This is a genomic window from Pseudochrobactrum sp. XF203 (genome assembly GCF_020341615.1).
In the GTDB taxonomy this organism is placed as follows: Bacteria; Pseudomonadota; Alphaproteobacteria; order Rhizobiales; family Rhizobiaceae; genus Pseudochrobactrum; species Pseudochrobactrum saccharolyticum.
The window spans coordinates 235628-251311 of sequence record NZ_CP084393.1 but is presented as its reverse complement, the minus strand read 5'-3'; the positions used below and the strand labels follow the sequence as shown (position 1 = coordinate 251311).

General features: G+C 52.2%; 17 protein-coding genes. 1 reads left to right on the top strand and 16 read right to left on the bottom strand.

What is annotated here, in order from left to right:
• Nucleotides 1–462 precede the first annotated feature (462 nt).
• The 9 genes from cydC to LDL70_RS17090 all read right to left on the bottom strand — a co-directional run bounded on the left by cydC (nt 463) and on the right by LDL70_RS17090 (nt 10801).
• Complete coding sequence (cydC, locus tag LDL70_RS17130) at nt 463–2169, bottom strand: thiol reductant ABC exporter subunit CydC (protein WP_225688667.1); 1707 nt, start codon at nt 2167–2169, stop codon at nt 463–465.
• Nucleotides 2166–3959 carry a thiol reductant ABC exporter subunit CydD gene (cydD, locus tag LDL70_RS17125; protein ID WP_225689255.1) on the bottom strand — a complete coding sequence of 598 codons (1794 nt, stop codon included), beginning with the start codon at nt 3957–3959 and terminating at the stop codon, nt 2166–2168. The genes cydC and cydD overlap by 4 nt, the downstream gene beginning before the upstream one ends.
• A gap of 79 nt (nt 3960–4038) precedes the next feature.
• Nucleotides 4039–4620 (bottom strand): GbsR/MarR family transcriptional regulator, encoded by a 582-nt coding sequence (locus tag LDL70_RS17120; protein ID WP_033315780.1) that lies wholly within the window; start codon nt 4618–4620, stop codon nt 4039–4041.
• A gap of 141 nt (nt 4621–4761) precedes the next feature.
• On the bottom strand, nt 4762–5115 hold the full coding sequence (gene mnhG / locus LDL70_RS17115; RefSeq protein ID WP_075656470.1) for a monovalent cation/H(+) antiporter subunit G: 354 nt from the start codon (nt 5113–5115) through the stop codon (nt 4762–4764).
• Complete coding sequence (locus LDL70_RS17110; RefSeq protein WP_022709184.1) at nt 5112–5393, bottom strand: K+/H+ antiporter subunit F; 282 nt, start codon at nt 5391–5393, stop codon at nt 5112–5114. The genes mnhG and LDL70_RS17110 overlap by 4 nt, the downstream gene beginning before the upstream one ends.
• Complete coding sequence (locus tag LDL70_RS17105) at nt 5390–5872, bottom strand: Na+/H+ antiporter subunit E (protein WP_022709183.1); 483 nt, start codon at nt 5870–5872, stop codon at nt 5390–5392. Before LDL70_RS17105 ends, LDL70_RS17110 begins: the two co-directional genes overlap by 4 nt.
• A complete protein-coding gene (locus tag LDL70_RS17100) occupies nt 5869–7521 on the bottom strand; it encodes a monovalent cation/H+ antiporter subunit D (protein WP_225688657.1) in 1653 nt (550 codons plus the stop codon). Before LDL70_RS17100 ends, LDL70_RS17105 begins: the two co-directional genes overlap by 4 nt.
• Nucleotides 7521–7856 (bottom strand): Na+/H+ antiporter subunit C, encoded by a 336-nt coding sequence (locus LDL70_RS17095; protein ID WP_022709181.1) that lies wholly within the window; start codon nt 7854–7856, stop codon nt 7521–7523. Before LDL70_RS17095 ends, LDL70_RS17100 begins: the two co-directional genes overlap by 1 nt.
• A complete protein-coding gene (locus LDL70_RS17090) occupies nt 7856–10801 on the bottom strand; it encodes a monovalent cation/H+ antiporter subunit A (protein ID WP_225688655.1) in 2946 nt (981 codons plus the stop codon). Before LDL70_RS17090 ends, LDL70_RS17095 begins: the two co-directional genes overlap by 1 nt.
• 380 nt (nt 10802–11181) lie before the next feature.
• Between LDL70_RS17090 and LDL70_RS17085 the strand changes: the two genes are divergently transcribed.
• A complete protein-coding gene (locus LDL70_RS17085; protein WP_225688653.1) occupies nt 11182–12507 on the top strand; it encodes an FAD-binding oxidoreductase in 1326 nt (441 codons plus the stop codon).
• Nucleotides 12508–12528: 21 nt separating this feature from the next.
• Here the strand turns inward: LDL70_RS17085 and LDL70_RS17080 are convergent, their stop codons facing one another.
• From LDL70_RS17080 to LDL70_RS17050, 7 genes are all read right to left on the bottom strand, one after another.
• Complete coding sequence (locus tag LDL70_RS17080) at nt 12529–12993, bottom strand: hypothetical protein (RefSeq protein ID WP_225688651.1); 465 nt, start codon at nt 12991–12993, stop codon at nt 12529–12531.
• 111 nt (nt 12994–13104) lie between these two features.
• Complete coding sequence (gene crcB / locus LDL70_RS17075; RefSeq protein ID WP_225688649.1) at nt 13105–13479, bottom strand: fluoride efflux transporter CrcB; 375 nt, start codon at nt 13477–13479, stop codon at nt 13105–13107.
• 29 nt (nt 13480–13508) lie between these two features.
• The gene (gene yacG / locus LDL70_RS17070; RefSeq protein WP_225688647.1) at nt 13509–13721 is read right to left on the bottom strand and encodes a DNA gyrase inhibitor YacG; all 213 of its coding nucleotides are present in this window, start codon (nt 13719–13721) and stop codon (nt 13509–13511) included.
• Entirely contained in the window at nt 13721–14353 is a 633-nt protein-coding gene (locus LDL70_RS17065; protein ID WP_116088349.1) for a Maf-like protein, read from the bottom strand. The genes yacG and LDL70_RS17065 overlap by 1 nt, the downstream gene beginning before the upstream one ends.
• 29 nt (nt 14354–14382) lie before the next feature.
• The gene (gene infA / locus LDL70_RS17060; RefSeq protein WP_022709174.1) at nt 14383–14601 is read right to left on the bottom strand and encodes a translation initiation factor IF-1; all 219 of its coding nucleotides are present in this window, start codon (nt 14599–14601) and stop codon (nt 14383–14385) included.
• Between the two features lie 125 nt (nt 14602–14726).
• On the bottom strand, nt 14727–15197 hold the full coding sequence (locus LDL70_RS17055; protein ID WP_022709173.1) for a low molecular weight phosphatase family protein: 471 nt from the start codon (nt 15195–15197) through the stop codon (nt 14727–14729).
• Between the two features lie 3 nt (nt 15198–15200).
• Entirely contained in the window at nt 15201–15683 is a 483-nt protein-coding gene (locus LDL70_RS17050) for a UPF0262 family protein (RefSeq protein WP_022709172.1), read from the bottom strand.
• Nucleotide 15684 lies beyond the last annotated feature (1 nt).

Below are 15684 nucleotides of genomic sequence, written 5' to 3'. Positions count from 1 at the left end.
GAAAACAAAGCTTTTACGCGTCTCTCCGGAAAATAGGGGGCATTCCGGTCAAAATGCGCGTATATCAAACAGTCCGTATGACCGGCATTGTTGCCGGAAATGTCTGTGAGAAACCTGCAGGGCGGATATGCTCTATCTATTTGCTTTTATTCGTATCTTGTCCGAAAACCGCTTCGCACTTTTCGGGACACGCTTAAAATAGACCAATTCTAGATTATACTAATTTATAGCATCAGGAAATGCATATCCGTTCCGGCTGGTAATACCGGCCGGTTACAGGGTTCTCACAGTGTGGGAATGAAAGCGGCGCTTGGGAGAAAACCGCTTTCAAAATCAGATAATGTGATCCGTTTTTGTCAGATCATCCCTCTGATTAAGTGTATAAAATCATGCTTCATAAAGCGGGGCTTCCTTTTCAAAGACATGGCTGTCAACGCGTCCGGTTCCGGACAGGTATGCTTGTTAAACCTGACGCAGTGTCTTCAGAATATCTGAAAATGCCTGCGTTCCTTTCAGTGCTTCTGCCGTCATGCGACCATTGCTCATCACGACAATACGGTCGGCAATCTCAGCTTCACGGCGCAGATGCGTCGCAATAATCATGGTTCTGCCGTGGCCGCTATTCTGACTTGTGGCCTGTGCCAATCGCTGCAGAATGTCCTGCGCAGTGGCTTTATCCAGCCCTTCCGTCGGTTCATCCAGCAGCCAGAGCGGGGTATTGTGCAGAAACAGACGCGCCAGTGCGAGACGGCGTGCCTGACCGCCGGACAGGCCAAGGCCGCCCTCGCCGAGCATTGTTTCCAACTGCTGCGGCATGTCACCTACCGTTTCTGACAGGCCGGCCATTTCCAGTGCCTGCATCAGATCATCGTCCGTTGCCTTTGGCTGAGCAAGACGCAGATTTTCCGCCAGACTATCCTGAAACAGCTGGGTTTTCTGCGTCAGCAACGTTGCTGCCTCATGACGGATAATACCGGAATCCGCGGTCACCTCACCGGCCAGCAAAGCCATGAGTGTCGATTTACCTGTGCCGCTTGTGCCGACAATCGCCAGTTTTTCACCCTTGCGCACGCTCAGGCTGATATCTTGCAGCACTAGAGGCATCTTGTCCTCATAGCGCATATTGATCTGTTCCAGATAAACAGCCTCATGAGGATCGGCCGGTTGTACCGGCACATAGAAATGCGGCTGTGTTTCATAGCGGTCGCCAACGCGGTGCGCAGCCATCAGCGTGCGACCAAGTTCCATGGCACCGCGGCGCAATGCTGCAAATGGTTCCATCGCACCCAGTGCCATCAGCAGCGCAAAGGCAGCAACAGCAGGTGAAATTGTGCCAGCCTCTGCAAGCCAGACACCGCCAAGCAAAGCAACACAGAGCAGCAAAGCCGTAGCGATACCAAAACCGGCACCGACCGAAATTTCAATCCGGTTGAGCTGATCATCAGCATCGGACAATCTTTTGTCAGCCGCACATATGCTTGCGCTTTGCGCCTGCAATCGTCCCGCCATCAGCAGATCGGTCTGGCCGGAGACCAGATCAATACTGCGCGCGCGTACGGCTTCAACAGCTTTGGCACGGCGGCGCATTGGTTTCATCGCCCAGAGTGCTGCAATCAGCGGCAGGCCAAAACCGGCAAGTACCAAAACCGCCACCATTGCCAGCGAGAAAGTGCTATCCATCAGCCAGAAAGCAAAACCAACCACCAGCATGGTGACAAAAGCCGCACCGGCAGGCACCAGCACGCGCAGATAAAGCGCATCCAGCGCATCAATATCCGCCGTCAGGCGGAACAGCAGACGGCTCGGACGGCGCAAAAGTTCTTTTGCTGCCTGCGGTGCAGCCCAGCTGCGGAACAATTTCTCACGCAATGCCGCCAGCACAGCCAGCGTTGCATCATGAGTGACCAGACGCTCCGCATAGCGCGACGCAGTGCGCAGAATAGCCAGCAAACGAATACCCGCAGCCGGAGCAAACACATCGAAAGCCAAAGCAGTGGCCGTTGCCAGACCGGCAATTGCCGTTGCGGTGATAAACCAGCCGGACAGACCAAGCAGCAGAATACCGCACAGAACTGTCACAGCGGCGAGCAACATACCGGCCCATAATTTGCCGCGCTTTTCCGAGAAAAACAGTTTGAGAACAGGTTTCAGAACCGCAAGTTTCTTCATTCCGCCGCCCTCCGTGCAGAACATACAGGTGCAGCAGCATTGCCGCTGTCTTCCTGCACATGCAGATTTTCCGCACCGCTCAGCCTGTCAACGCGAATGATGCGTCCCATTTTGCGCGCCAGTTCTTCATCATGGGTGGCAATAATCAATGTCTTGCCTTGCGCCATAGCCAGAAGACCTTCTGTTGCCTTGAGCGCGGTTTCACTGTCGAGATGGGCAGTCGGCTCGTCGGCAAAGATAATATCCGCACCGGATTTCAGAGCTGCCCTTGCCAATGCCAGACGCAGGCCTTCACCACCGGAAAGACCGGTGCCGTTTTCACCAAGATCACTGGCTGCAGCGGCAGAAGCCACATTATCCAGCGCTGCTGTCTTCAGTGCAGTCTGCACATCGCTCAGGGCAAAACCTTCACGGCCGAGTGTAATATTTGAACGCACAGAACCGGAGAAAATATGCGGCTTCTGGCCAATCCATGAGAATTGCTGACGCAGTGTGTCAGCACTGCTCTGATCGAGCACGGTATCATGTATCAGAACATCACCACTGCGTGGTGCGATCAGACCGGCCATCATCGCCAGCAGCGTTGATTTACCGCTGCCGCTTGGTCCTAAGAGCGCAACATGCTCGCCTTGCGCAATCTGTAAGCTAAAGCCGGAGAGCAGATCAGTTTCATCATCTGCATCATAGCTGAAATCCACATCGCGCAGAGTGACAGCATGATTTTTCTCTGTCTCAGCGGGTATCGCAGTCGCAGCAACCGCAGTGAGTTTCATACCGCCTGCACTGATATTTTCCAGCGCGTCAATCGCGGCTTCACCGGCAGCGCGGTCATGCCAGACAGCGGAGAGTTCGCGCAGCGGTTCAAAAAATGTCGGCGCCAGCAGCAGGATAAACAGCCCCTGCCCCAATGTCAGCGTTGCGCCCCACGCGCCGAAATTCAGCTCGCCCAAGAGGTGGAAGCCTATATAAACCGCAACCATCGCCACGCCGAGCGCAGAAAACAGCTCCAGTACCGCAGAAGACAGGAAAGCAATGCGCAACACGATCATGGTTTTGTGGCGCAGCGTTTCCGCATTATGGCGCAAGCGCTGTGCGGTCAGATCAACAGCGTGGAATGTACGGATTGTTGCCAGTCCGCGCAAACGGTCGAGCAGGAAACCATTCATCTGCCCCATTTCCACCAGCTGTTCTTCACTGGCGGCTTTGGCGCGATAACCGATCAGCGCCATGAAAACCGGAATAAGAGGCGCCGCAACCAGCAAGACCAGTGCCGCAGCCCATGAATACCACAGCACAGCAATGAGAAAGACAATCGGAACAATCATGACTTTCATCTGCACCGGCTGGTAACGCGACCAATAAGTCACTACCATTTCGGCCTGTTCGGCGAGAATGCTTGCCGCCTCACCCGATGCCGCACGGTTGCGATCCAGCGGGGAGCGGTCAGCCAGCGCCTGCACCGATTTTGCACGCAGATCAGACAGTGCCGCACGCGATGTTTTAAAGGCAATCCGCTCGCCCGTGCCCTGCAAAATGGTACGCAGCAGGCCAAACAGAAAAATACCGGCAACGATCATCAGAAGATTGCTGACTGTCCCACTGACGGTCAGCTCATTAATCGCATAGGCCATCAGGCCTGCCTGCGGCAGCCAGATCAGCGCCGCCAGAACCTGTAACCAGCCGCCTTTGCGCAAATTGGCCGGTTGTGCACGTTTTTTACGGCGCCGTGCAGACGCCTTTACAGTTCCGGCAGCCTTGTCGCTGCCGGTAACTGTTACTGCATCAGACATGGATCGTTCCGGCGTTGCCGCCGGAATTTCCGAAGGGGCAGACGAACCGGATAAAGCTTCACTCACTCCGTCCCTCCTTTCACTCGGATTGTCCTTCTTTTTTCTGCGCACGGCTGCGGCCGAGCGAGACGATTTTGTCCTTGGCTTCAAGGAAACGCGTGACCTTTGACCCCATGCTCAAAAGCATGGTCAATCTTTCGGTTTCGAGCGATTTCACATCATCATACCAGTTGGTCAGGCGTTCAATCAGACCATGCATATCGCCCATACGCGCTTGCGCAAATGCATCGCTCTCTGTTGTCGGCTTTTCCATGAGAATTTCACGCAACACACTCAAAGTCGGATCGACTTCGCGTTTTTTGCGTTCTTCCGCCAATGTGCGCAGAATCTGCCAGACATCGCCCGGTGTGGAATAAAAATCGCGACGGTCACCCGGAATGTGCTTCAGCAAAACAAGGTTCCAGCCTTGCAGCTCTCTGATACCCATAGAAACATTCGACCGTGAGACGCCAAGGGCATCCACGATCTGATCGGCACAGAGCGGGTCTTTAGAAAGATAGAGCAAGGCATAGATCTGCCCGACCGTGCGGTTGATACCCCAGCGGCTGCCCATTTCACCGAAGTGCAGTACAAATGATTGTACGATTGGCGACAATTCCAAATCAGTTGCTCCCGTATTTTCTGAACTTTCAGAAATTACTGAAATTTCAGATATTATTATTGTTGCTCCTCCGCAACCCGCAAAGCAGGTCTGGACAATAAGTCGCAACACAAATCAGAGAAGAGGCACGTCCAGAAATCGCTAATAAAGGTCGTTTGAGGTCGGCAATTGCCGGCTGTCATCCGTTTTATCGCGATGCATGGTTGCCCGCGTCAATAGCATCAGTGTTACCGGCGTTGTCACAAACACAAAAGCGGTAATTAACAGTTCATGCAAAACCGGTCGCGATTGCAAGACTGTAAAGAAAATAATTGATGCAATGAGAATGCCGCCGACACCAAAAGTCGTGCCGAGTGTCGGGGCATGAATCCGTTCATAGAACTTTTTAAAGCGCAAAAGACCGATCGCGCCGATCAGCGTAATCACTGATCCGCCCAGCAAAAAGACCGAAACCAGAATGGCTGCCCAGAGCGGCAGTTGCGTTGCATGGTTCATTCGATCACCTCGCCGCGCATCAGGAATTTTGCCAGTGCCACGCTGGACACAAAGCCCAGCAGCGCAATCACCAAGGCAGCTTCAAAATAAATCGATGTGCCGGTACGGATACCGAAGGTGATAAACAACATCATCATCGTGGCATAAAGCGTATCCAGACCCAGTATACGGTCCTGCGCACGCGGCCCTGCAATCAGACGCCATGTTGCACAAAGCAGAGCTGCCCCCAGACAAAGCTGGGACAAAAGCAGCGCCCAGGATAAAATCACTGTACTCATGTGAAAATCTCCATCAGCAGGCGTTCATAATGCTGTTTTATCACGGTGCGGAACTCATCTTCTCCGTCTTTATCGAGAATATGAATCAGCAAAACACCCGTTACGGGATTAAAATTTGCCCATGCCGTACCGGGCGTTGAGGTCACGATACAGGCCAGAATACCGAGCGGCAAACGTCCGCGCAATTGCAGGCTGATGGTCACAAATCCTGCCTGACGCTCTGGCCGGTCAAAAAGAATGATTTTGATGACCGCAATATTTGACCAGAAAATATCGGCAACAACGCGGAAAAACAGTTCGATAATTGCCCTTACAGAGCGAACCCGCACCGGTTCCGGATCCAGCGAGGTGAAAGCCAGACCTGCGCCCAATGCAATGAAAAAACCCAAAATCGTATGGCCGGGTGTGAAACCATTGAGCAGCAGCCACATGATCCAGAAGCTCAGCGACAAAACGGGATGCGGAAACAATGCTCTCATTGTGCGTCTCCCTTCGCAGCCGGTGTACTGGCAGCGGCCGGTTCAAATCCCGCCGAGCGTTTTGCGTACAGAACATGGTCGATATAATTATGCGGACGATGCAGTGCCTGCGCGGTCGCATCGAGATAGCGCATCACCGGTGCCGCCTGAATGGTCAGAGCGAGACACAGAAACAACAGCCCCGCCACCGGCACCAGCTCAATAATCAGCACGCGCGGTACATTGCCTTCCATCGATGCCCAGAAAGTACGGATACCGGAGCGCGACATCGCAATTAGTGCCGAGACACCGGACAGAATAATCAGCGTTACATAGGCCCAGCTTGCTGCGGAAATCGGTGCATCAGTGCCCATGCCAGCCGGATTGAACAATGCCGACAACAGCGAGATTTTTGCCACGAAACCGGAAAATGGCGGCAAACCAATCAGCAAAATAGCGCTGACGGCAAAACAGGCACCGAGAATAGCAAGCGTTGCAGGCAAAACTGTGCCGACTTCCTCTTCCTCTTCTTCTTCCTCGTCACCATAGGCTTCAATCGTCACCGCCAGCACGTTGGCCGCCGCATCCTGACCGCGCTCCACCAGCTCAATCAGCAGAAAGAAAGCCGCAATCGTCAGCGTTGAGCTGATCATATAGAACAGAGCGCTGCCGGTTACCGCCACATTGCCCGTACCGATTGCCGCCAGCAATGTACCGGAAGAAACCAGCACGCTATAACCGGCAATACGCCCGAGCGCCTGCGATGCCAGCACCCCGATCAGACCGAAAGTGATGGTCGCCAGACCGATATAAAACAGTCCTGCATCACCGAAACCTGTTGTCCGTGGTGTCAGTTCGCCGAAAAACAACAAAGACAGGCGCAGCAAAACATAAATCCCGACCTTGGACATGATCGCGAACAGTGCCGCAACCGGTGCTGCCGCAGCCGTATAGGTTGTCGGCAGCCAGAAATTCAGCGGCCATGCACCGGCTTTCACCAGAAATGCCGTGCCGAGAATGGCACCGCCAGCTTGCAGGAACATCAGATCATCTGCCGGTACATTGGGAATACGTTGTGCCAGATCGGCCATATTCAGTGTGCCGGTCACACCATAGATCATGCTAACGCCGATCAGAAACAGCGATGAGGCCGCGAGATTGACGGCAATATAATGCAAGCCCGCTTTAACGCGGGTGGCACCGGAGCCATGCAGTACCAGCCCGTAAGATGCTGCCAGCAGTACCTCGAAAAACACAAACAGGTTGAACAGATCGCCGGTCAGGAATGCGCCGTTCAGCCCCATCAGCAGCAGCTGGAACAGCGTATGGAAATGCGACCCCGCTTTGTGCCAGCGTGCCAGCGCAAAACACAGTGCTGCCAGTCCGAGAATGCTGGTCAGCAGCACCATCATTGCCGAGAAACGATCCAGCACTAGCACAATCGCATAGGGTGCCGGCCAGTTACCCAGCAGATAAGGAAGCACGCGGTCGTCCGGCGTATTGGCCATATTGACCAGCATGATCGCCACAACAAACAACACAAAAGTCGCTGCAATGCTGATTGCAGCTTTCAGCACACGGCGACGCTCATCATAGAGCAGCAACAAAGCTGCGGTGATGAGCGGCAGCAGAATCGGCGCGATAATCAGATGTTCCTGCCAATCCTGCATTACTGGCTCTCCCTGCCGTCAACATGGTCGGTACCGGTCAGACCACGGGAAGCCAGCATGACCACCAGAAACAGGGCTGTCATGGCAAAGCCGATCACAATTGCTGTCAGCACCAGTGCCTGCGGCAATGGATCGGTATAAAGAGCGGGATCAGGCTGATCGCCTAGAATAGGCGCGGAATCTGTGCGCAGACTGGCCATACTGAAAATAAACAGATTAACCGCATAGGAAATCAGTGACAGACCGATAATCACCTGAAAAGTACGCGGACGCTGCAAAAGCCACAGGCCGGAAGCTGTCAGAATACCGATACCGAGAGCGAGAATAAGTTCCATTAGCGTCCCTCTCCCTGCTTAACGAGTACGGCCTGTTCAGCCTGTTCCGATTGTGTCTTTTCCGAGCGGCGATGACGGATCGACTGATGTGCCAAGGCAATCAGCATCAATACAGTGGCACCGACCACAAGTGTGAAGACGCCGATGTCAAACAGCAGTGCGGATGCCACCGGCATTTTGCCGATCAGCGGTACTTCCGCATAATCAAAATAGGTGGTGAGAAACGGATAACCGGCAAAGAACGAACCCGCACCGGTTGCCGCTGCGGTCAGCAAACCGAAACCCATCCATTTCACCGGCAGAATGCGCAAATGGCTTTCCACCCAGCGGGTACCAAAGGCGAGATATTGCAGAATAAAGCCGATCGCCATCGTAATACCGGCCGCAAAACCGCCACCCGGCAGATCATGACCGCGCAGCAGCAGATGCATGGCGAAAACGATAATCACGCCGAACAAATATTGCATAATCACAGAAGGCACAGCGAGATATTCGGACAGGGTTGCACCGGCATGACGTTCCGGGTCAGCCTCATCAAAAGCATTCTGGATTTTCTGTTGTTGCGGGGATTCCATAGTGTCCGATGCCGGACGGAAACGACGCAGCAGCGCATAAACCGTCAAACCGACAATGCCAAGCACCGTGATTTCTCCCAGCGTATCAAAGCCGCGGAAATCCACCAGCAACACATTGACCACATTCTTGCCGCCCGCTTCCGTATAGGAATTGCCGAGGAAATAATCGGCAAGCGTTGCAGGGCTGAAACGGGTCATCATTGCATAGGACACAAGCGCCATACCGCCGCCGCCAGCCAGTGCGATAATCAGATCGCGGTAACGGCGTAAGCGCGGCACCAGAGGAATGCTTGCATTTTCATCTTCCTGCCAGCGTTTCGGCAGCCAGCGCAAACCAAGCAGCAACAGAACTGTGGTGACAATCTCCACCAGCAACTGCGTAACCGCGAGATCCGGTGCGGAGAGCCACACAAATGTAAAACAGGTCACAAGCCCTGCGCCGCCAAGCAGCATCAGCGATGCCAGCCGGTGATATTTAGCCTGATAGGCTGCACCGACCGCACAAAGCGCGCCGATCAGCCAGACAATGGCAAAGACCGGATCCACAGGAAGCGGCACCAATGGCCCCATAAATAGTCCCGCCTGATAAACAGGCCAGGCACCGGCAAAAATCGCAATCAGCATCAGCACCCGCATTTGCGGTTGCAAGCGACGTGTTCCGAACCGGCTTTCAATACTACGCGCCCATTTCCATGAAACAGTTACCAGCACCAGCTCAAAAATACGCTGACCATTGAGATGGCGCAGCAATGGCGGCCCTTCATCGCATTTTGCCAGATAGTTTTTCATCACCATGAAGATCACGGTTCCGCCGATCAGCGCAATTACACTCATCAGCAGCGGCACATTAAAGCCGTGCCAGATTGCAAGGCTGTATTCCGGTGTGGCACCACCAAGAACCGACATGACAGCCGTGTGCAGGAACGGCCCGACAATCAATGTCGGCACAATACCGATCAGCAGGCAGAGCAGCACCAGCAACTCAATCGGGAAACGCACCCATTGCGGCGGCTCTTTCGGTGTATGCGGCAGGTCAACCGGTGCGGGGCCAAAAAAGGTCGAATAGATAAAGCGGATCGAATAAGCGACACTGAAAGCGCTCGCCAGCGTTGCCACATAAGGTGTGACCGTATCGAGCCATGAAGACAGATGTGTCTCCACCGTTTCTGCAAAGAACATCTCTTTGGAAATGAAACCGTTCAGCAGTGGCACACCGGCCATCGCCGCACTGGCAACCATCGCCAAAGTTGCCGTAATCGGCATGAAGCGGAACAAACCGCTTAGTTTTCGCAAGTCACGCGTGCCGGTTTCATGATCGATAATCCCCGCCGCCATAAACAGCGAAGCTTTGAAGATCGCATGATTGACCATATGGAAAATCGCGGCAACAGCTGAAAGAGGACTGCCAAGGCTGAGCAAAGCCGTAATCAGTCCCAGATGGCTGATGGTCGAATAGGCAAGCAGGCCTTTCAGATCCTGCTGGAACAGCGCAAACCAAGCACCCAGCAGCAAAGTCGTCAGACCGGCAAGCCCAAGCAGCCAGAACCATTCTTCTGTGCCCGCCAGTGCAGGCCACAGCCGCACCATCAGAAACACACCGAGCTTCACCATCGTTGCAGAATGCAGATAGGCTGAAACCGGCGTTGGCGCGGCCATCGCATTCGGCAGCCAGAAATGGAACGGAAATTGTGCGCTCTTGGTGAAAGTACCAAGCAGGATCAGCACCAGAGCCACCGTATAAAGCGGATGGTTTTTAATCAGATTGCCCGATGCCAGAATAACATCCAGCTCATAGCTGCCGACAATATGACCAAGCAGCAGCACACCGAGCAACAGGCCAAAACCGCCAAGACCGGTAACGGTCAGTGCCATACGCGCACCGTCACGGGCGCTGACATTCTGATACCAGTAACCGATCAGCAGGAAGGAGAAAATACTGGTGAGTTCCCAGAACACCACCATCAGGATCATATTGCCCGACAGCACCACGCCGAGCATTGCCCCCATAAAGGCAAGGAAGAACGAGAAAAAGCGCGGCACCGGATCTTCCGATGACATATAATAGCGCGCATAGATCACCACGAGCAGACCAATGCCTGTGACCAGCATGGCAAACAGCCAGGCAAGACCATCCATCCGCAAAGTGACATTGAGACCATAAGCAGGCAACCATGCCATCTGCGTGTGCAGAACTTTACCGCCGGTCACATAAGGATAAAGCGCAATGGTCAGCAGCAATGCGGCAACCGCGGTCAGCCCCGCGAACCAGACAGCAACCTGCCGGTCATTCGATCTGAGAAGGCCTGTAAGAGCGCAGCCAATAAATGGCAGTATGATGAGCAAAAAAAGGACTTTTCCGTCCGTCACCATCCGCGCCTGCCCTCCTCAAATTCCTCAAGAGCGGTTTTCACTCTCATAAAACTACATAATTGAAACGAAATTATCTCGTTAAATCCGGTTGTTATTATGTGGTTTTGGCCTGCATAATAGCAAGTGCTTGATTGCAACTTATGTCTGCAATTTCCCGATCTCAGGCACAAAATTTCCGATTTCGGCGGCTTTTACACAAGGTGTGGAAAAACTCGCCCGCAAATTATCTATTAAATTGGTTTGATGACAAAACTGAGTGCGGATTATGACATGTTTTTTTCATCAACCGGCAAGTTCCGCCGTTGTTTCTGCAATTGTCGAATCAACCGGAATAGCCGAAGCTGCAAAGTGCAATTAATACAGGCATACAGGAATATCTTATGGGTCCGCAGACAGACAGCGTCCAGTCCTCTCCGTCCTTACCGGCAAAAACGCAGATCGCTATTATCGGCGGCGGGATTATCGGTGTGTCCACAGCACTTTATCTGGCGCAGCGCGGTATTCCTGTAACCCTGCTGGAAAAAGGTGTGATTGCCGGTGAGCAATCCAGCCGCAATTGGGGCTGGTGCCGTCATACCGGGCGCGACAGCCGCGAAATGCCGCTGATTGTTGAGAGTATGAAACAATGGGCGCAGATGAATGCGCTGACCGGCAGGGAAACCGGCTTCCGCACCACCGGTATCGCTTTCGCCGCAGAAAAAGAAGAAAATCTGGAAAAATGGCGTGAGTGGGTGAGCATTGCCAAAGAACACGGCATTAACAGTCAGGTTGTAGGCAAACAACAGGCCGAAGCGCTGGCACCCAGCCTGCAGCGGTCGCTCTATGGTGCGCTCTATACCGCCGCGGACGGCCGCGCAGAGCCGCAAAAAGCAGCGCCTGCTATTGCAGAAAAAGCGCGCGAGCTCGGCGCTGTCATTATGCAAAATTGTGCTGTGCGCCGGATTGAAACCACCAATAGCCGCGTCAGCACTGTGATTACCGAACATGGCGCAATTGAGTGTGAAGCTGTAGTGATTGCCGGCGGCAGCTGGTCCCGTCTGATTTGTTCTGATCTGGGTATTACCCTGCCGCAACTGAAAATGCGCTCATCCGTATTGCGCACCACGCCGGTTGAAGCCGGTGTTGATGCTGCCATTGCTTTCTCCGATTTTGCACTGCGCAAACGGATGGATGGCGGCTATACGGTTGCCAGCCTCTCAGGCAGTATTGCCGATATCGTGCCCGACAGTTTCCGCTTTCTGCCTAAGTTCATTCCTGCATTGCGCACTGAATGGAAAACCGTGCGTCTGCGGTTCGGACAACGCTTTATTGAAGAAGCCTTTGAATGGAAATTACGCCCCGCAGATCAGACATCTATCTTCGAGAAAATCCGTATTCTTGATCCGGAGCCGCATAAAGCTGGCAATCAGGCCGTTTTCAAAGCACTGCAACAGGCTTTGCCTGCTTTCAAAAATGTACAAATCGCCCAGCAATGGGCGGGTCTGATTGATACAACACCGGATATTGTACCGGTTATCTCGCCGCTGGATCATCTGCCGAATTGCATTGTCGCCACCGGCTTTTCCGGCCATGGCTTTGGTATCGGCCCAGGTGCGGGTAAACTGATCGCCGATATGGTGACCGGTGAAAAGCCCGTTGTTGACCCTTCACCGTTTCATATCAACCGCTTCAGCGATGGTTCAAAAATCCATATTGAAATGTGGTAGCGGTATAAATGGATTCAAAACTTAAGCCGCTTCTTCCAACAACCAAGCATCAGGAAGTTCTGAAAGGCCAGAAACCATACAGAGGCGTTCATCACTATCATTAATATTATAAGCAGATAGCGCAAACGCTTTATCCACGGAATACATACGATATATGTTATTCTGCTGCGTAGAACTAAAATACAAATTTAACTTATTTTTTTCTTCATACAAAAGATAAGTCGCGTTAACAATTTTAATCGATAGATTATTATCTTTTTTTGTTGGCCCAAAATTATCAATCAAAACAGATCCGTTAACCGCGGCACTTATTGTATGTACTTCTGTATCTTGGAAAGCTATGCTTTGATGTATTTCCCATTTTGTTGAAGCATTTTCCTTATTTATTAAGCTTTTCAAATCAACATTATAATAGCCTCCCTCCAACGTCATTTTTCCCAAAACGATATATTGATTTGTTCGTAAATTTTTAATATGATAATACATATTTAAATTTCCTAAATATAATTTATACACACCCAAAACTATATTAGATAAATACTTTGCTTTCTAATGTTAATTATTACAGGATATATTTTTTATATATCAATTAAAAAATTACAATAAGCGCATCAGATACAGCCCTGCCATCAGGGCTGCTGCACCCAAAATCACAGAGGACAGGATATAGACCAGAGCTGTACCTATATTACCGCTTTCCATGAGCAGCACTGTTTCCAGTGAAAAGGCAGAAAATGTCGTGAATCCACCCATAATGCCGGTGGTAAGAAGCAGTTTCCAGCTCTCCGCGAGACCACCACGCGCTGAAAAATAGCCTATAATCAGTCCCATCAACAGGGAGCCGGTAATATTAACCGCAAATGTGCTGAGCGGAAACATTGTCAGTGCGGAGAAACGTGACAGTAGCAAACCGGTGCCGTAACGGGCTGCCCCGCCGATTCCTGCTCCGAGAAAAACAATCAGAAAATTCATATTACTCCCCTGACCGCTTCTGTTTTCTGTCAGCTGTTTTCCTGATCGCTGTCGTCAACCGGCTTGCCGGGAATGACATAGGCATCTGACAGCCAGCGGTTTAAGTCGACACTACGGCAGCGCGGCGAACAAAACGGATAAGAGTCGCGTATTGAGGGTTTTCCGCATTCAGGGCAAGGCCGTGTCGGACGCAACGGCGTCACATTTCCATAGGAGGCGGCAGGTTTGTCTTTATCCGCCATCACACTTTGCCTTCATGCCACTGGTCGTAAACCGGAAAATTTTCACCTTCCAGCAATGCCTGCGTTTCATGCAACGGCAGGCCGACAATATTACTGTAGGAACCGACCATTTTGACGATAAAACTGCCTGCCAGCCCTTGAATTGCATAACCGCCTGCTTTGCCGCGCCATTCACCGGAACTGATATAAGCGTCCATCTGGCGGCGGCTCAGCCGGTCAAAGCGCACACGGCTTTCAACCAGTACCTGACGCAGGCTGCCTTTCGGCGTGACCAGACAAACACCGGTAAAAACTTTATGGGCACGGCCGGAAAGCAGGCGCAGACAATCAAGCGCCACATCCTCACTCTCCGCCTTAGGCAGGATCTGCCGTCCCACGCCTACCACAGTATCGGCTGCGAGAATGAAAGCGGATTTGTAATCCGCATCATTCTTCAACTTGTCCTTAGCTCTTTCTGCTTTCTGTTTTGACAAACGTTTTGCCAGCGAACGGGGATGTTCCGAACGCTGTGGTGTTTCATCAATATCAGCAGGCTGCAGAAATGCAGGTTCAATACCGATTTGCGCCAGAAGCTCAATGCGCCGCGGCGATGCCGAGGCCAGTACCAGAGGATAGGACATTGTTGTCTTCATGGTCAGATATGAGTCCGGCAGCAGAAATTTTATTTAAAGCGGTAGGTAATACGACCTTTGGAAAGGTCATAAGGGGTCATTTCCACCAGTACCTTGTCGCCGGCCAGAACGCGAATGCGGTTTTTACGCATACGGCCAGCCGTATGAGCGATGATTTCATGTTCGTTTTCGAGTTTTACCCGAAACATAGCATTCGGCAAAAGTTCCGTTACAATACCCGGGAACTCAAGGACTTCTTCTTTAGCCATACGTAACCTGTCTTTTAGTTTAATAAATCTGCATCATGCAGAAGGTCTGAATTTGCGCGGAACCTATATGATTAGAGTCCGTTTGTGAACAACTGAAATGGAGAACTGTTAAAAGCTCTGCTGAATCACAGAAAACGTTCAGTAATTTTCTGTTTTAAACGGTCGCGAACATCTCGGTAGGCCGATAAACGCTGCTCCCGTGAGCCGGTGACTAGTGTCGGATCAGGCATCGGCCAATATTCCACATTGGCCGCAAAACTGCGCATCCGCTCCAATACCACATGATGTGCCTGCGGTGTCAGCGTAATAATCAGGTCAAAATAACCGTCATTCAGCTCTTCCAGTCCGACAGGCTGTCTTTCATTGAGCGACAGCCCCTCTTCTTCAAGAACCGCATCCACAAACATATCACGTTCGCCGCGTGTTACACCCGCCGATGCGACATAGGTTTTGCCCTGCAGCATGGAACGGGTGAGAATCTCCGCCATCGGCGAGCGTATAGCATTCATTCCGCAGACAAACAGAACGGATGCCGGTTTTTTGACAGTGGCAGCATCTGCAAGAGCATCCGGTACCGGATCAGGAATTATGCTCATCCGTCACCCGCGCCAGTGCAGCACACAGACAAGCGTAAACAAACGCCGTGCCGTATCGAAATCAAGGTCGATCTTACCTTCAAGCCGGTTCATCAAAGTCTGCGAGCCTTCATTATGCAAGCCGCGCCGCCCCATATCAATCGCCTCAATACGGCTCGGTGTTGCCGAGCGGATGGCTGCATAATAGCTTTCGCAGATCAGAAAATAATCTTTGACCGTTTTACGCAGCGGAGACAGCGAGAGAATATGCGTTGCCACAAGCTCCCCTGCCTCACGCGTAATATTGAAGATCAGGCGTTTTTCAACCAGTGACAAACGCAGACGATAAGGCCCGCCATTACTGTCACCAACCGGAGAAAAACTGTTTTCCTCGATCAGATCAAAAATAGCGACGGCCCGTTCATGCTCAATATCCGGCGTAGACTGGCCGATTGTCTCGTCCAGTTCCACATCGATCAGCCGGGCATTGTCACTTTTTCCGGTCATC